Origin of the sequence: Psychrobacter sp. T6-4 (assembly GCF_052258425.1) — a bacterium.
Taxonomy (GTDB): Bacteria; Pseudomonadota; Gammaproteobacteria; order Pseudomonadales; family Moraxellaceae; genus Psychrobacter.
Window position 1 is genome coordinate 1 of sequence record NZ_JBQQEZ010000012.1, and the last position, 17840, is coordinate 17840.

15 protein-coding genes are annotated in these 17840 nt (G+C 45.6%); 6 read left to right on the forward strand and 9 right to left on the reverse strand.

All coding sequences use genetic code 11. From position 1 onward, the window contains the following. Window positions 1–490: 490 nt before the first annotated feature. Together ACTXGE_RS09335 and msrB are read right to left on the reverse strand one after the other, a co-directional pair. Complete coding sequence (locus tag ACTXGE_RS09335; RefSeq protein WP_443541414.1) at window positions 491–976, reverse strand: glutathione peroxidase; 486 nt, start codon at window positions 974–976, stop codon at window positions 491–493. A gap of 143 nt (window positions 977–1119) precedes the next feature. Then, a complete protein-coding gene (msrB, locus tag ACTXGE_RS09340; protein WP_317199986.1) occupies window positions 1120–1542 on the reverse strand; it encodes a peptide-methionine (R)-S-oxide reductase MsrB in 423 nt (140 codons plus the stop codon). Window positions 1543–1809: 267 nt separating this feature from the next. On the opposite strand from msrB, the gene ACTXGE_RS09345 reads away from it, so the two are divergent. Beyond that, complete coding sequence (locus ACTXGE_RS09345; protein ID WP_443541413.1) at window positions 1810–3498, forward strand: aminotransferase class I/II-fold pyridoxal phosphate-dependent enzyme; 1689 nt, start codon at window positions 1810–1812, stop codon at window positions 3496–3498. A gap of 72 nt (window positions 3499–3570) precedes the next feature. Here ACTXGE_RS09345 and ACTXGE_RS09350 read toward each other — a convergent pair whose 3' ends face one another. Further along, a complete protein-coding gene (locus ACTXGE_RS09350) occupies window positions 3571–5178 on the reverse strand; it encodes an inorganic phosphate transporter (RefSeq protein ID WP_317199927.1) in 1608 nt (535 codons plus the stop codon). Between the two features lie 524 nt (window positions 5179–5702). Beyond that, on the reverse strand, window positions 5703–7379 hold the full coding sequence (locus ACTXGE_RS09355; protein ID WP_443541412.1) for an ATPase: 1677 nt from the start codon (window positions 7377–7379) through the stop codon (window positions 5703–5705). Between the two features lie 220 nt (window positions 7380–7599). Here ACTXGE_RS09355 and ACTXGE_RS09360 point away from each other — a divergent pair, with 220 nt between their 5' ends. The 5 genes from ACTXGE_RS09360 to ACTXGE_RS09380 all read left to right on the forward strand — a co-directional run bounded on the left by ACTXGE_RS09360 (window position 7600) and on the right by ACTXGE_RS09380 (window position 12747). After that, window positions 7600–8310 carry an FFLEELY motif protein gene (locus ACTXGE_RS09360; protein ID WP_443541411.1) on the forward strand — a complete coding sequence of 237 codons (711 nt, stop codon included), beginning with the start codon at window positions 7600–7602 and terminating at the stop codon, window positions 8308–8310. An 84-nt stretch (window positions 8311–8394) separates the two neighbouring features. Beyond that, window positions 8395–9105, forward strand: coding sequence for an FFLEELY motif protein (locus ACTXGE_RS09365; RefSeq protein ID WP_443541410.1), 711 nt, complete (start codon window positions 8395–8397; stop codon window positions 9103–9105). Between the two features lie 241 nt (window positions 9106–9346). Further along, window positions 9347–10285, forward strand: coding sequence for a bifunctional demethylmenaquinone methyltransferase/2-methoxy-6-polyprenyl-1,4-benzoquinol methylase UbiE (gene ubiE, locus ACTXGE_RS09370; RefSeq protein WP_443541492.1), 939 nt, complete (start codon window positions 9347–9349; stop codon window positions 10283–10285). A gap of 87 nt (window positions 10286–10372) precedes the next feature. Continuing rightward, window positions 10373–11065, forward strand: coding sequence for a ubiquinone biosynthesis accessory factor UbiJ (locus ACTXGE_RS09375; protein WP_443541409.1), 693 nt, complete (start codon window positions 10373–10375; stop codon window positions 11063–11065). 26 nt (window positions 11066–11091) lie between these two features. Further along, window positions 11092–12747 carry an ABC1 kinase family protein gene (locus ACTXGE_RS09380; RefSeq protein ID WP_317199922.1) on the forward strand — a complete coding sequence of 552 codons (1656 nt, stop codon included), beginning with the start codon at window positions 11092–11094 and terminating at the stop codon, window positions 12745–12747. 85 nt (window positions 12748–12832) lie between these two features. On the opposite strand, the gene ruvB is transcribed toward ACTXGE_RS09380, so the two are convergent. The 5 genes from ruvB to ACTXGE_RS09405 all read right to left on the reverse strand — a co-directional run bounded on the left by ruvB (window position 12833) and on the right by ACTXGE_RS09405 (window position 17717). Then, window positions 12833–13813 (reverse strand): Holliday junction branch migration DNA helicase RuvB, encoded by a 981-nt coding sequence (gene ruvB, locus ACTXGE_RS09385; protein WP_317199984.1) that lies wholly within the window; start codon window positions 13811–13813, stop codon window positions 12833–12835. Between the two features lie 173 nt (window positions 13814–13986). Continuing rightward, the gene (ruvA, locus tag ACTXGE_RS09390) at window positions 13987–14607 is read right to left on the reverse strand and encodes a Holliday junction branch migration protein RuvA (RefSeq protein ID WP_317199921.1); all 621 of its coding nucleotides are present in this window, start codon (window positions 14605–14607) and stop codon (window positions 13987–13989) included. Window positions 14608–14677: 70 nt separating this feature from the next. After that, window positions 14678–15715: a class II fructose-bisphosphate aldolase gene (gene fba, locus ACTXGE_RS09395; protein ID WP_317199920.1), complete on the reverse strand. Its 1038-nt coding sequence runs from the start codon at window positions 15713–15715 to the stop codon at window positions 14678–14680. Between the two features lie 262 nt (window positions 15716–15977). Further along, window positions 15978–16364 carry a hypothetical protein gene (locus ACTXGE_RS09400; protein ID WP_443541408.1) on the reverse strand — a complete coding sequence of 129 codons (387 nt, stop codon included), beginning with the start codon at window positions 16362–16364 and terminating at the stop codon, window positions 15978–15980. A gap of 150 nt (window positions 16365–16514) precedes the next feature. Further along, a complete protein-coding gene (locus ACTXGE_RS09405; RefSeq protein ID WP_443541407.1) occupies window positions 16515–17717 on the reverse strand; it encodes a phosphoglycerate kinase in 1203 nt (400 codons plus the stop codon). Between the last annotated feature and the right edge of the window lie 123 nt (window positions 17718–17840).

Here is a 17840-nt window from a genome sequence, read left to right on the forward strand (position 1 = left end):
GAACCGCCGACATTCTGCGTGTAAGGCAGACGCTCTACCAACTGAGCTAATCACCCTGAGAAGCGTATAAAAAAAGCACTGCTTTTTTAGCTTCGCAAGGAAAATCCTTTAAATAGGATTTTCTAAAGCTTAACACCTAAACGCAATCTTACAAATAAAACTGCTTCGTCCGAGTGCAAGAGAATTTACATTGTCGTAAATTCTAAAAGCTATGCATCCAAACTAGGTATTACTGAAATTCCTTAAAGGGAATTTTCTAGAAATCCTGTACCTATACTAGGTTGTAGAATTTCCGAAAGTCTTATCATCCAAAGTTGTCACCCTTTGAAAAACTTCCCACAACATGAAGACTATCAAAGCCCCTTGCTGTGGGTGTGTATTATATAGACTTACGCCTGCCTGTCAAATATTTTTCGCCACTTTAAGCAAAGTATTTTTTGCTTGTTAGCAAGCAGCTGTTTTTGTTGCGTTTATTAGCACAACCATTTAATTATTTGTTGTTCAGTGCCTTTTCGATATCTGCTTTGATAGCGTCAGGTTTGGTCGTTGGCGCATAACGGTCGATCACTTGCCCATCACGACCAATCAAAAACTTGGTAAAGTTCCACTTGATACCGTCTGTGAGCACGCCGCCCTTTTGGTCTTTTAGCCAGTTGTAGATAGGATGTGCATTTTTGCCATTAACGTCTGTCTTTGCCATCATAGGGAAGCTGACGCCGTAATTTTTTTGGCAAAATGCGCCAATTTCGTCGTTGCTACCAGGGTCTTGACTCCCAAACTGATTACAAGGAAAACCAATAACCGTTAATCCTTGTTCTTGATACTCCTTACTAAGCGTCTCTAGACCTTCAAACTGCGGCGTAAATCCACATTTGCTCGCCGTATTGACCACGAGTAATACTTGTCCCTCATAATCGGCAAAGGCTTGTGAGGTGCCGTCCATACGCTCGGCGTTAAAATCATAAATCGTGCTCATAGTCGCTCCTTGATAGCTTGGCGTGATAATTTCTTGCGTTTATAAAGTATTAACATAAAACGCTTGTTAATATAGCAAAAAAAAAGCGAAGCCATCGTAATGTTACGATAACTTCACTACTTTTTAATCGTTTAAATACTCGCTTATTCAGCTTGATCCAAATCAATAGAGACTGAATTGATGCAATAGCGCATACCTGTTGTCTCACGAGGCCCATCAGGGAAGACATGGCCTAAGTGCGCGCCGCAGTTGCTACAAGTGACTTCAGTACGGCGCATACCGAGCGAGTCATCGACGTGCTCATCGATAGCCGCATTATCAATCCCTTGATCAAAGCTTGGCCAGCCGCAGCCTGCATCAAACTTACTATCAGAGTCGAACAATTTGGCGCCGCAGCCCTTACAGCGGTAGATACCTTTGTCATTGACATCGTTATAGACGCCAGTAAAAGGACGCTCTGTACCCTTTTCACGCATCACATGATATTCATCGCTACTTAAGCGCTCCTTCCAGTCCGCTTCGGTAAGTTGGCTGATCTCTTCTTTGGTTAATTGATTATCTTGCATCGTATATTCCTTTAATTGTAAGTCAAATTGATAAACGTTTTGATAGATAAGATATGGTAGTTATCTGCTTATTTACAAGTTTTGCTGAGCTACGTTTACTAAATGCACACGTAGAATCTAGACAAAGCTTAACTTTTGAATAAAATTGATAAACCTTGCAAGTTATACTTGCAAAGTTTAATAATAGTGCTTGCATCAATTTTATAAATGCAATAATATCTTGCATTATTATTTGATAAATCGATAACGATTTAAGGCACCTTGATAATGGCAAACCATGAATCACAAGCGGAACGTTTGGCACAGCTACGCCGTGATAGAGGCTTGACTGCTGAGCAATTAGCGCAAGCGATGACGGATGCAGGCGCGAAAGTAAGCCGCGGCGCTATCTCTAACTGGGAGCGCGGTACTAATGGCATTGTATCGTCGAAACTACCGACGCTTGCACGTATTTTAGGATGTAGTGAAGGCTACTTGCTACGTGGTGACAATGCCAATGATGATAATGCCAATGGTGACAATACCAGCGCTGATAGTGGCAGCGGTGACAAAAGCAGCAGTGAGACAAATCATAAAAACAATACGTCTACGATCTCAAAACCAATACCGCTACCTTCTACAACAAAAAACGATGCCAGCGAGTCAGTATCCTTTAACCGTACAAAATTACCATCTCAAATGACGAGCACTATTTCTATGACCTTATCTACAAATACGCCAAATAAACCTGAGCTTAAAAAGTCAGAAAAATTACAGAACGTCTGCTACGACATTCGTGGTCCACTACTGCAAACGGCGAACAAGATGGAGAGCGAAGGCACACGTATACTTAAGCTTAACGTCGGTAATCCTGCGCCCTTTGGTCTGCAAGCGCCGCATGAAATATTGCGCGATGTGGCGATGAACTTGCCTGAGGCAACTGGCTATTCGGACTCGCAAGGCATTTTTGCCGCGCGAAAGGCAGTGCTGCAATACTACCAATCTAAGGGCCTGCTGTCCGCGGTCGATGTACGTGATGTCTACTTGGGTAATGGCGTCTCTGAGCTGATTGTGATGACTATGCAGGCGCTGATGAACGATGGCGATGAGGTATTGATTCCGATGCCTGACTATCCCCTTTGGACGGCAGCGACCAACTTATCAGGCGGTACGGCCGTACATTATCGCTGTAACGAGGACAACAATTGGCATCCAGATATTGAGGATATCAAATCAAAGATTACGGACAAAACCAAGGGCATTGTCGTCATCAATCCCAACAATCCAACGGGCGCGCTGTATTCTGATGAGATACTCCAGCAAATCATAGCTGTGGCGATAGAGCACAATCTGGTAATTATGGCCGATGAGATCTACGATCGCGTCCTCTATGATGACACAGTGCATACGCCTATGAGCACCCTTACGGATGAGGCTTTGGTATTATCATATAATGGTCTGTCGAAGTCGCACCGTATTGCAGGGTTTCGTGCAGGTTGGCTTATGGTATCCGGCAAAAAACAACATGCCACTGACTTTATTGAAGGTTTAGATATGCTCGCCTCCATGCGTCTGTGCTCAAACGTCCAAGGTCAGTACGCGATTCAAACTGCGATGGGTGGCTATCAAAGCATGCAAGCACTTACTGCTAACACAGGACGGCTGTATAAGCAGCGTGAGATGGCAGTGTCACGCCTGAACGCTATACCTGGTATCTCGTGTACTATGCCGCAAGGAGCGTTTTATTGTTTTCCAAAGATGGATCCTGACATCTACCCTATCGAAGATGATATGCAGTTTATGATGGATTTGCTGATCGATGAAAAGGTTCTTATGGTACAAGGGTCAGGCTTTAACTGGAATGCACCCGATCATTTTCGCGTAGTGTTCTTGCCCAATTTGTACGAATTAGAGGACGCTATGGATCGCTTAGATCGCTTCTTTGCCAAAAAGCGCCAGCAATTTGGCACTGCATAAGATCGTTTAATACACAAAAAACGCTTATTTGCATAAGGCGAATAAGCGTTTTTTTGACTTACGTATTATACATTAAAAAATATAACTTAAGACTACAAAGCTAATCGCTGACAAGCCTGCGGCAACAGGTAGAGTAATCACCCAAGCCAGTCCAATCGGTTTCATTAGCGCCCAGTTGGTGTCTCTGTTAACGATACCGATACCTAGTACGGCTCCGACCAAAGTATGCGTACTAGAGACTGGCAAGCCCATCGTTGATGCACCCATAACCACTGCCGCTGCTGCCAGCTCCGCTGAAAAACCAGAAGCAGGATGCATCTTGGCAAGGTTGGTGCCGACCGTTTGAATCACCTCTTTACCGATAAACCACAGACCGACGATAAGCGCCACACCAAAGGTGAGCATGACCGCAGGTGGCACGGCAGCTTGTGAGGCAATCTCATTGGTGCGAATCACGTCCATAATTGCAGCAAACGGGCCGACCGCATTGGCGATATCGTTTGAGCCATGACTAAAGGCAAATGCTGAAGCGGTAAAGACTTGCATCCAGCTAAACAAAATAAAGGTCGCCTTGGTCAGATCCTCTTTGTGCTTACCGCGAATACTTTTGGTATAAATAAAGGTCGCAAGCCACACCAGCGCTGCGATCATGCCCATAATCAAAAAGCCTTGTAGAGTCGTCATATTGCTATTGACGTTTTTTAGACCTTTAAAGACTACTAACGAGGTCATGACTGCCCCGCCTAATGCGGCAATAACGGGTACCCACTGCTTGATGGCTTTTAGAGTATCAAGGCTGCTGCGTTCATGCTCAATCTCATACAGACTTTTGTAGTAGTCTGTCTCTAGGTCATCAACGGCGGTATCGTCGTCTTTATATATCTCTTGATCACGCAGCATCGCTGAGGTGTATGCCAGTTGCTCTGACTCTGATAGCTCATCTAAGTACGCTTTATGGTTTTGCTTCAAAACTTTTTTATCAGCTTTAAGCTCACTAATATGAGCTTCGGTTTTATCGTTATATTCAATGATGTTTTTCTTGATTTGACCGTAGAGCAGATAGGCTAAAACGCCGCCTAAGAGTGGCGATAGTACCCAAGAAATCGCAATAGTGCCTATCGTGCCCCAATTCACGGTCGATAGCGCCATCTCCGTACCACCTAAAGTGATACCTAGTACGATAGAGCTACCAACCACCCCGCCGATAATAGAATGCGTGGTTGACACTGGTAAGCCTTTACGCGTGGCAAATAACAGCCAAAAGGCGGCCGCGATAAGGGCGGAGAGCATGACATAGATGAACTGGTTGGGCGTGACGCTCAGACCATCTAAGTCGACGATACCTTTACGGATGGTATCCGTCACCTCGCCGCCTGCCAGCACAGCGCCCGATACTTCAAATATCGCCGCCACTCCTAGCGCTTGCGGAATAGTGAGGGTCCCTGCACCCACTGAAGTACCAAAAGAGTTAGCGACATCGTTACCACCGATGTTGAATGCCATAAAGACACCAAAAGCGGTTGCTACAATAAATAGCGTCGTCTGCTGACGCATTGTGTAATCGAGTCCCCACCATAAAAAATAGCTGGTCATCGCAATCAGTAAAATAGCAAAAAATAAATTGATTCTCATAGAGCCAACAGCATTGGTTGACCCAGTCGAACGGTTGCTAGTACCCATAAATTTATATGCCCTGCATAAGCGGATTGAAGAGATTTGCGATCAATGACACTGCGCTATGATTGGTGGCATTGCCTAAGTTGGCAAGCGCTACTAATCAAAACGCCACTTAGTATTTAGCTTTAACTGGTATAAATATTTCACATTGACTTAACGAGTGGTCATAACCCGCAATCATGCTAATTTAAACCGTTATCTTTATGCATTTAGAATCTTTTAGGATTTAGAAATGTCATAAAGCCGCAAAGATATCGCCAAATCGTTCGATTGGTGCATTTTGCGGCTTGTAACATGAACGTGCTAAACCAAATTAGGTCTAGATTGTCATACTGCTCTTGGATGTTAGGTTCTGGCATCCCAGTTATTACGCGCTCATTATATTAAATATGAGCGCATAATGCAGGCCGATATCATGAAATTTGTAACTATAAATGTATCGCCCATTCACCGTTTTGATTTGACGATAGCCCTTATTTCATAAAGCTATTGAAAGCAAAGATTGTGCCAGTTTTGCTAGGTACGTTTTACTCATTTGCATACGCTGACAACTGTTCAATCGCATGATCTAATACTTGTAGCCGCGCAACGCGTTTGTGGTTGGTTGCGATCACATGCCAAGGCGCAACCTCGGTATCGGTGCGTGCTAGCATATCCGCCGCTGCTTGTAGATACTCTGACCATTTTTCGCGATTACGCCAGTCATCATCGGTGAGTTTAAACTGTTTGTGCGGCGTCTTTTCACGTGCCTCAAAACGTTTGAGCTGCTCATCATTATCGATAACGAGCCAATATTTGATGACTAATGTACCCGCTGCCATCAAATCAGCTTCAAAGCGATTGATCTCCTCATAAGCGCGTTGCCACTGCCTATCTGTCGCAAACTGCTCAACGCGCTCAACCAATACCCGTCCATACCAAGTACGATCAAAAATAGCGATACGGCTGATGCGGTCGGTCTGCTCGTTTGGCAGACGCGTCCAAAACCGCCATAAATAAGGGTGCTGTAGTTCATAGAGCATGGGCGCGCCAATGTTATAGACCTGATACTCGCGCGGATCAAGCGGCGCAACCAAACGCTTAATCGCCCCGCCCTTGCCAGCAGCATCTATTCCCTCAAAAGCAAAGACAACATGACGACCGCCGCGCGCGCGCAAAAGCTTAGCCAGGCGCTCTTGCTTGTCTTTGAGCTGTTTACGGTATTTTGCCTTATCGATATTATCATCGTCTATATCTGTTAATTGCTCAGATATTTTGGCAAGCTCAAAGGGTACAGGCGTACAAATCGTTTGCTGGGTGGTATCAGAGCTTATGCAAGTATCGTCTTTGACTTGCTGATTATTATCGTCTATCGGCCGGCTCGCTATCAGCGCCGTTTGCATGGCCTCTAGTACCTCATGACAAAAAAGCGTAGTGGCTTTATCTTTGTCACTACCGTCGATTACCACCCAATCGTCTTGCTGCTGCAATAGTACTGCTGCCACTTGATTGAACTGCTCTAACACTTCGCTATCGCTCCAATCGATTTGATAAAGGTAAGCGGGGTCTGCCTCTTTATCCGTTAAACGCTTTTTCAAAGTCTCTGCATCGATATGAAACCAGCACTTTAATAGTTTAGTTTGGTTGAGTGCCAGATCATCTTCAAATGATTTGAGCGCTACTAGCTGCTCGCTAAGATAGTCTTGCCACCCTTTGTCTGGTAACGATTGAAAATGACGTTTGGTAGCTGTGTCGTGTTGAGCGTCGCTTGCCTCTTTATACTGGGTTGCCATCAGCATAACTTGATAGAGCAGATCAGCGTACCAGTTGCCAAAATAGACCATAACGTCGCCATGACGCGGCATCGCCTTGGTATGCGCCTGCCAAAGCGGCTGATAGGCAAGTGGCGGATAGCCGATAGTTGCCTCAACCTTGAGCAGGCGTGGATCGACCCATTGGCGTAGCTGCTTGACAGCGCTACCCTTGCCAGCTTGCTCCATACCATTGACGAGCACCAGCAGGCCTGTAGGCTGATTGCTGCTCGGTGGCGACTCTTGGCGCGTGGCTCGTAGTGCGTATTGCGCAGTCACCAAAGCCAGTCTTAGAGTCTCTTCATCCATAAAAACATGATTGAGTGGATTAGGCGTTAGGCGCGCATCAACCACCTTTTGGCTTAACTGTTCGCTGACCGTTTGCTTATTTTTCTTATTGTGTTTTTTACTCATATTATTCTCACTACAGTAAAGAGATGTTGGCGCCAAAAACAGGGTTATTTGATCTTAGTCGCGATAACGGTTTAGGGTTTGTATATATTATATTTTATTTAAAGTTATCACCTTAAGTGAGTGGTATGCTTTATATATAGCACTTAGATGTCATAATTGAAAATATTATATCAAGACCTGTTTGCTAACTAACGGATTAAACTACGCAGGATTAACGGTCATGACTGCTTTTTTAGAGTTACAACAACACTTAACGCGTTACTGGGCACTGCCCTATCATGATGATGAAAATCTCAGTGAGATGCTCGCTCAAGTACAAGCATGGCAGCGCATTCGTATCAGAAACACCCACAAAGAACTCTTTGAGCAGCCCAAGCATCAACCAATGGCGAACTATTTTCTCACTCAGCTTTATGGCGGCGAAGAATTTAAACTGCTAGCAGTGCAATTAGCGCGTATTTTACCTAAAGCGCAAAAGCTTGAGCGTATGATAAAAGAGTCGGTTCTTGAGACAGGTAGCATGGCGATTCAAGCCGCAGTCTTGGCGATTGAGATGGATCTGCATCTGGCTCAGTGGCTTGATGATCGCAATATGCCAGTTAACGAAAAAAACATTATGATCGCCTATAGCGCTAGTGATAAATCTGATGAGCGCCGCGATCAAATCAGTAACTTAAAAGAAGTGTGTTATCGCAGTGATAAATACTTTAACTCATTTTTTTTACAAAAAGCTTTTAAATTGGCAAAGAGTACGGCTTATAACAATAACTATCAGCCCCTTTATGATTTTGTCGAAGCAGGCTTTGACGCTATGGGTCCCCTTGAGAGTGTTAGTAGCTTTATCGAGCCCTTTTGTACGCGTGAGCTGATGATTATTGATCAAATACAAAAAGCGAGAGGCGACAAGCTTGCAAGGTCTGGTGTATCATAGACGCATCTTTTTCTACGGCAATATCTCGCTGTTTGAGCCTATTGTTGGTAGGACACTTATTAGATCTTTATTTGAGAGTTTACTATGTCCGCATTGTCAGAATTACAAAACCATCTAAACCGTTACTGGGCGCTACCGATTCATGAAGATAAAGTACTTGAGTCCAAATTATACGAAGTACAGTCTTGGCAACGCGAGCGTATCAAACGCTCTCATAAAGCGCTGTTTGAGCAACCAAAAAACCAGCCCATGTCAGAGTATTTTTTGACTCAGCTTTATAACGGTGAAGAATTCAAAAAACTCGCAGAACAGATCACCCGTATCTTGCCAAAAGCCAAAAAACTTGAGCGCTTAGCAAAAGAGGCAGCATTAGAGACAGGTAGCAAGGCTATAGAGGCTACTATTCTCGCTATTGAGCTGGATATGCATTTAGCTCAGTGGCTAATCGCTAATGATTTGGATGTTAATGAAGACAATATGATGAGTGCTTATCGCACGGTTGATGAGTCAGATGAGCGCCGCTTACAGATTAATAATCTAAAAGACGTCTGCTATGGCACAGATAAGCATCTGAACTCATTTATGCTCAGAAAAGCATTTGGACTGGCTAAAGGCACCGCCTATCGTCATGGCTATCAGCCTTTATATGACTTTATCAACTCAGGGTTTGCGGCGATGAAACCGCTTAAGAGCGTGAGTAGTTTTATCGAGCCATTTTGTGAGCGCGAACTCACTATCGTAGACCAAGTGCATGCGCCTGATAGTCACGGTAAACCTGCTGGGTTTGGTGTATGATAATCATCATTTACTAACCATTTTTAGACAGCTGATACGCCTTTAGTATCCGCTTTATTTATCCATATTAGTGCAACAGGATACCCCTATGAGCGACACTTCTAACAACGATAGCATGCCCAATAACGACGCTGCGACGCAGTACGAATTACAAGACAAATTGGTCAAGGACAGCATTGCACAAAACCAGAACATCACTGCACAAGTAAAGGCAAGTCACCATGTTGATAAAGATGCCAATATGGACTTTACTCAAGTGCAAGATCTGCCAACAGGGACGCCTCAAGGTCAGCAAACCACTATGCTAAGTAGCACTAGCGAGACTCATAGTCAAACCAAGACAGCAGGAGCGCAGGCTCCTACTGCTGACTTGCCCAAGCAAACCCTATTTAATCAGCGCGACGATATCAATAATCCGCACACCCCTGATACTGATGGCTTAGAGCAGACGCATTTTGGCTATAAAACAGTCAACAAAGCAGAAAAACAAGCGCGCGTAGCAGACGTCTTTACCTCAGTCGCCAAAAAATACGACATCATGAATGATTTGATGTCATTTGGTATTCATCGTTTATGGAAGCGCTACGCCATTAGCTTATCAGGGGTTCGCGCCGGTCAGCACGTGCTCGATATCGCAGGCGGTACGGGTGATTTGGCAAAGGTATTTAGCCGTGAAGTGGGCAAAAGTGGTCATGTAGTATTGTCCGATATCAATGCAGCAATGCTAGAGGTGGGCCGTGAGCGCTTGATAAATGCTGGCTGCAATAACGTTGATTTTGTCCTTGCCAATGCCGAGACGTTAGCGCCTTTTGATGATGAAAGCTTTGATCTTGTCACTATCAGTTTTGGTCTGCGTAATGTGACGGACAAAGATGCTGCGCTTAAATCCATGTACCGCGTGCTCAAGCCCGGTGGTCGCTTGCTAATATTAGAGTTCTCAAAACCTGTGTTTGAGCCTTTATCAAAAGCTTATGATCTGTACTCGTTTACAGCCCTACCTATGATGGGCAAAATTATCGCCAATGATTCTGAGAGCTATCAGTACTTGGCCGAATCAATCCGCATGCATCCTGATCAGCAGACACTTAAGCAAATGATGCAGCAAGCAGGTTTTGAGAACTGCGATTATCATAACTTGACGGCAGGTATTGTCGCCGTGCATCGCGGCTTTAAAGCTTGATATTAATACCATAAGCAGTGCTAACAGACTAAGCACTTTTAACCGAGCGATAGCTTTTACATCTGCCCTGACATAGACGAGACTATTATGCTAACTGTACTGCTTTTAGCAGGTGCCGAAAAACTCATTAACGTCGCTATCGCAAGCGATGATATTACCCGTGCAGGACTAGTGCCACTAGCAGGCAAAGTGCTGCGCCTTGAGATGGCGATGCCTGAGCTGCATTTGGATATCTTATTTAATCATGATCGTTTGCGTTTTGAGCCGGTTACGACCGAGAGCGTATTTGAAACCGCAGGCGGTTTAAGTGAGCATGAAAAAGCCACTATCGCTATGGCAGGATTAGGTCATAGTACGCCTGACTGCGTTATCTCTGTGCAAAATCCTGCGCAACTACTAAACCTTATGCGCGGGGCTGAGGGCAACTTGCCTATTGCAGGCGACTACAAAGTACTGATGCAAGTTAAGCAATTAGTAGCAGGCTTTGATCCTGACCTAGCAGGGCAGCTTGAGCCGTTTATTGGCAAGCCTATGGCAAGTCAATTGCAGCTGCTTATCTCGCAGCTCAAAGGTAGCTTTCGTCATAGTGCCAAGCGCGCTTTTGATGATGTCAGTGATTGGGCTAATGATGTCGCAGGCATGAGTGAACCTGATCCTGTACTCAAAACGCAAGCTGATGAGCTCAAGCAGCAGCTGCTCAAACTGCGCGCTGATATCGAGCGTGAAGAGACACGCCTAGCCGTTATAAAAGCCGAACAAGCGCGTTTATTAAACAAATAAATATCTGATTTAGAGTAAGGTTGCTCATGCTATTATCTCATCGCGCGCGTCTACTTGAGCTTTGGCGCATCGCTGCCAGTTATCGTATTGATACGCATTTTTCAATCGAAGAGGCGCCGCAGTTGCAACCTTTGGCGCGCCTTATACGCAGCCATCCTGCCGCTTGGGGTAAAAAACACCAACCCAATGCGATTAAATACGCATTGGAGGACATGGGTACGCTGTTTTTAAAGCTTGGGCAACTACTCTCAACGCGCCGCGATCTTGTGCCACCAGCTATTATCGATCAGCTTGTCCAGCTGCAAGATCGGGTCAAACCTTTTTCATCTGACACTGCCGTCACCCAGATTCAAGATCCCAAACATGGCTTAGGTCAATCTATTGATGAGCTATTTGCGCGTTTTGACATAAAACCTTTAGCCGCCGCCTCCATCGCGCAAGTGCACACCGCAGCCCTTCACGATGGTCGTGAGGTCGTCGTCAAAGTCGTCAGACCCGATATTCGTACCACTATCGTTAACGACTTTGAGCTACTACGTGAGCTTGCCAGCTGGGTGTCCGCGCGCGTGGAGGCGGCGCGGGCAGTACATATCATAGATATCGTTGAGGACTATCGCCAAGTGATGCTCAATGAGCTTGATTTGGTGCTTGAGGCGGACAATACCACGCAGATGCGCAATAACTTTTTGGGTTCCGCGCTAATGTATGTGCCTGAGGTTTATGCTGCTGCCAAAAACGTCATGGTTATGGAGCGTATTCAAGGGGTGCCTATCTCGCAGACGCATATCTTTGATGAGCTTGGTTATGACCGTGCTGCCCTTGCTCAAAAAGGTTTGACGATATTTTTTACGCAAGTCTTTCGTGATAACTTCTTTCATGCTGACATGCATCCAGGTAACGTGTTCGTTGAAACACCTAGCATCAACAGTATGGCGGATGGCGTCAATAGTATCGCTCATGAGCCACGTTATATCGGTCTTGATTGCGCTATTATGGGTTCGCTATCTCGAGACGATCAACTGATCGTAGCGCGTATGCTACTTGCAGTTATGAATAATAATTTTACTGCTGTTGTCGATATCGTCAGCCGCGCAGGCTGGATACCGCCGAACACTGACAAGCATGCGTTGATGCGTGATATGAAGCGTACTGTCGGCCCTATGCTACAAAAATCAATTAACGAGATCGACTTCGCTGGCGTACTCATGCAGATACTAGATATCGCTCGCCGCCATCATATGAGTATCCCGCCGCAGCTCATGCTATTGCTTAAAACCTTGGTCCATGTTGAAGGGCTTGGTCGTGACTTGTACCCTGATTTGGATATCTGGTCACTTGCCAAACCTATTTTGAGTAGCTGGATCAAAGAGCAGCTCGACCCGGTACGCAACTTACAACAGCTACGTACCCAATTGCCTGAGATATTACTATCAAGTACCGATATACCTAAACTGCTCGATCAAGGTCTGCAAAGTCTGGCGTCACAAGGCGCGCGACAAGACAGTCAACTACGCGAGATACAACAAATTCGCGCTGATATGCTCAACGACCGTCGCCGTGATTGGCTAGCGCTAGCAGGGTTTGGAGTCTTTATTGCCCTTGCCACCCAAGTCATTGGCTGGCTATCTCCTATCTTTTATGTGCTGGCTATATTAGCAGTAGTTTGGCGTATTTTAGGATAAATGCCAGTCATAACCATGATACGATCGTAAAAAGGCGCTTACTTTCTATAGAAGGTAAGCGCCTTTTTATATTCATATGATAAAACTATAACATCTGATCAATCGCCATTTGTGTCAGGACTCGGCCGCGAGCAGTACGTAGTACATAGCCTTGCTGGATAAGGTACGGTTCAATCACATCCTCTAGAGTACCGCGATCCTCTGCCATAGCAGCAGCTACCGCTTCAACACCCGCAGGACCCCCATCAAAGCGCTCATGTAATATCTCGATATAACGGCGATCTAAATGATCCAAACCGCGTCTATCAACAGCGAGCATATCAAGCGCGCTTGCGGCAATTTGCCCATTGATACTGCCATCGCCTTTGACCTCGGCATAATCTCTGACTCGGCGTAGCAGCCTATTAGCAATACGCGGCGTACCGCGAGCACGGCGAGCAATCTCAACTGCCCCATCCTCTGTCATCGGCACACGCATTAAGCGTGCCGCGCGGCTCACAATCGTGGTCAAATCGGTAATACTATAAAACTCTAAGCGCTGCACAATGCCAAAGCGATCACGAAGTGGCGAGGTCAAAAGTCCTGCTCGCGTCGTTGCTGCGACCAAGGTGAACGGCGGCAGATCAAGCTTAATAGAGCGCGCGGCAGGACCTTCACCGATCATAAGATCCAACTGAAAGTCCTCCATCGCAGGATACAGTATCTCCTCAATAACAGGACTGAGTCTATGAATCTCATCGATAAATAGAACGTCACCTGCCTCCAAGTTGGTCAGCATCGCCGCCAAGTCGCCTGCACGCTCAAGTACAGGGCCTGATGTTGAGCGCAGGTTGCCGCCCATCTCTCGCGCGATGATATTGGCAAGTGTAGTCTTACCAAGGCCTGGCGGACCAAAGATTAGAGTATGATCTAGCGCTTCTTCACGCCCGCGCGCGGCACCAATAAATACCTCCATCTGCTCGCGCACCACTGGCTGACCGATATATTCAGCCAGCAATGCAGGACGGATATTGGCATCAGGAGCATCACTTGCACCCTCTAGTGGATTAATTAATCGATCTTGCATCATAGGTTTTGTCATTATATAAAAAAGAGATGAATACAAATAGCATAACCAAATCATGACCATAAGTCATGTAAAAAGGCTATATCAAACAAAACAAGCGACAAATGATGTCGCTTGAAAAGTTAAAAAGATAAGAGGCTTAATACAGTATTTTGAGTGATACCTACATCAGACTAAAAGCTAGATAACTGCTGTAACGTCGCCTTTAGTAGACTTTGCGTATCGCCAAAGGTTGCGCCATTGCTCTTGGCCGCCTTGATTGCTTGCTGCGCTTCTCTTTCTTTATAGCCCAAACTCATCAAAGCTCCTTCGACCTCAGCGATGATGCTGCCTTCGTGCGACACTTCAGTAGGCTGCATAGCCAATTCTAAAGTGCTATTGTCAACCTCTATATTTTTGAGCTTGTCTTTGAGCTCGATAAGTAGGCGCTGGGCCGTCTTTTTACCTATCCCTGGAATACGCGTCAGCGCGGTCTCCGAGTCTTGCTCGACGTGCATCTTAAGCTCAGCCGCTGACATTGCCGATAGCATAGCTAACGCCATTTTTGCACCGACGCCGTTGATCTTTATCAATTGGCGAAAGACGTCGCGCTCCTTGCGGTCAATAAAGCCAAAGAGCAATTGCGCATCTTCACGAACATGAAAATGCGTCCAAATGCTTGCCTCTTGTCCCACTTGTAGCTGACAGAACGATGGCAATGGCAGCTCGATATCGTAGCCCACACCTGATCCTGTCATGACGCAGGCGACAGGTGCCATCAAATGTAGTACTTGTCCAGTAATCAGTCCTATCATATCTTACCTGTTTAAATGCCTTAAGTTTAAAACCGTTCAGTGATATCTGCTTATCTAAATTCGCCATAAGCTATTGATAAAATTTAACCATATTTTCAAGACTGATCGGACGAATTTTATGGGCTTGTCCAGCAGATCCAAACGCCTCAAAGCGATGACTACAGATATCAGACATTGCGGTCATTGAGGCTTTAAAGTATTTGCGCGGATCAAAGTTACTCGGGTTATCAGCTAAATGCTGGCGGATTGCGCCTGTCGATGCCAAACGCAAATCGGTATCGATATTGACCTTGCGTACGCCATGCTTAATCGCTTCAACGATTTGCTCTACGGGTACGCCGTAAGTCTCGCCGATATCACCGCCATGATCGTTGATGACTTTAAGCCACTCTTGCGGTACTGATGATGAGCCATGCATCACTAAATGAGTGTTAGGAATACGCGCATGAATCTCTTTTACCCGCTCGATGGACAAGATGTCGCCTGTAGGAGGACGGGTAAACTTATAAGCACCGTGACTGGTACCAATGGCGATTGCTAGTGCGTCCACCTTGGTATCTCTCACAAAATCCTGCGCTTCATCAGCACTCGTTAACAGCTGCTCGTGACCTAGCACACCCTCAGCCCCAGAGCCATCCTCCTCGCCTGCCATACCCGTCTCAAGACTACCCAAGCAGCCAATCTCGCCTTCTACAGACACGCCGCACGCATGAGCAAGCTTAACGACCTCACGAGTTACGTTGACATTATAGTCATAATCCATAGGCGTCTTGCCATCCTCGCCAAGCGAGCCATCCATCATCACTGATGAAAACCCAAGCTGAATGGAGCGCTGACAGATAGCAGGCGACATGCCATGATCTTGGTGCATCACCACTGGGATATGCGGCCACTCCTCAATTGCGGCGATGATAAGATGACGCAAAAATGAGGCACCAGCATAGTCGCGCGCGCCTGCACTGGCCTGGACGATAACGGGTGAATCGGCAGCATCCGCTGCCATCATAATAGCGCGCATTTGCTCTAGATTATTGACGTTAAACGCAGGCACACCGTAGCTGTGCTCTGCTGCATGATCAAGGAGTTGACGCAAAGAGATTAATGCCATAGAACGCTCTCAAGTTGAGTTTAGCAATAGGAGATGAACCCCAATAGTAAGGGTATAAAGCAACTAAATTGTTAGCTCATTATTATAGCAAATTTTGACTAGCATCCGTAGCACTAGCCTTTGTTTATCTGCCTTGAGCGTACTTAATTTTAACTTGATATTGCTAATTGCTAAATGCAAAAAAGCCTTGGCAATAACCAAGGCTTTTTAAATATTGTAATATGACAATCTTAACCATTACTTATCTAGTATAAGCTAGCAATTAGTACTGTTGATCTTCAGAAACCTGATTCGCTTGAGCATCAGCAGCAACGTCAGATGCGCCGTCAGCGACTGCGTTTGCGCCGTCAGCGACCGCAGAGGCTGTGCCTTCTACGACTTCGTTAGTACCTTCAGCAATAGCATCGCCTGTGTTTTCAAGAGCATTGGTAGCAGCAGCACCGGCAGTTTCAGCGCCGTCAGCAATCTCGGTACCTGCTTCTTGAGCAGCTATTTCAGCTTCAGTAGCAGCAGCATCTGTATTGGCAGCAATATCATCGCCTGCAGACTCAACAGCAACTTCAGCGTTCTCTTCAGTCTGTTGGCTACATGCAGTGACTGCAAAAGTACCAGCTAGAAGGCTGGCAAGTAATAAATGACGTTTTAACATAGTAAACCTCTCATAAAAATACATGTCAAGATACATGGTGGCGTTATTTTATAGATAGCATATAGCACTTGCAATATAAATCATCTGAGTATTAACAAATAATAACTACTTAACAGTCTGTGTTTACTATCTTCAATCCATTACGCGTCTTTACTCTTTAATCTGCAATGCCGCTACTGCTGGCAACACCTTACCTTCTACAAATTCCAAAAACGCACCGCCGCCTGTTGACATATAACTGACGCCATTCGCTACTTGATATTTATCAATAGCTGCTAGCGTATCACCGCCGCCTGCGATTGAAAAACCTTCACTATCGCTCACCGCTTTCGCCACTATTTGCGTGCCTTTGCCAAAAGCATCAACCTCAAAGACGCCTACGGGACCATTCCACAGTATGGTCTTTGCATTTAAGATTGCATCCGCTAACTTTTCGGCACTAGCGGGCGCGATATCCAAAATCATATCTTGCTCACCAATAGCATCAACAGACTTAATGGTGGCAACCGCTTTTTGTAGTGAGCCGGTAAAGTCTGCAAAATCAATATCGTCTTTGCTTGCCACTACCACTTCAGACGGTAATAAAATCTCTGTTTTGTTCATGATAGCGCGTGCAGTATCTACTAGATCCGCTTCATATAGCGATGCTCCTACGCTGTGACCTTGAGCTGCCAAAAACGTATTGGCGATGCCGCCACCGACGATGATCTGACTACAAACCTCTGCCAAACTGTGTAGCACTTCAAGCTTGGTCGATACTTTAGAGCCACCGACGATCGATAGCATAGGCTGAGCAGGTGTTTCAAGCGCTTGGCTAAGCGCATCAAGCTCGGCTGCCAGCAGTGGCCCTGCGCATACGGTTTTGTTGTCTTGACGCATCATTTGCGTGACGCCTTCGGTTGAGGCTTGGGCGCGGTGGGCGGTGCCAAAAGCGTCCATGACGAATACATCACAAAGATTGGCATATTTTTGTGCCAGTGCTGAGTCGTTTTTCTTCTCGCCTTTATTAAAGCGTACGTTTTCAAGCAGCAACACTTGTCCTGCTTGCACATTGACCGACTCACCTAAATAGTCACTACTCATCGCCACAGGCTGCTCTAATTTCTCACTTAAATAATCAGCGACAGGTGCCAGCGAATATTTGCTCTCATAATTGCCTTCTGTAGGACGGCCTAAATGCGAGCAAACGATAACTGCAGCCCCTTTATCAAGCGCCATCTGAATCGTCGGTAGGCTAGCTTGCAAGCGAGCATCACTAGCCACCTTACCATCTTTGATAGGGACATTTAAATCTTCGCGGATTAAGACCACTTTGTCCGTCAAATCCAACTCACTCATACGCAAAAAATTCATGGTCTACTCCGCTCATTTTTATTTATAAATCATCGATGGCTAATGAATAAAACTACCATTACTCACAAACGCTGTATTCTAGCAGTTTTTATCGATTTCTCATAAATAACTGATGCAAATTAT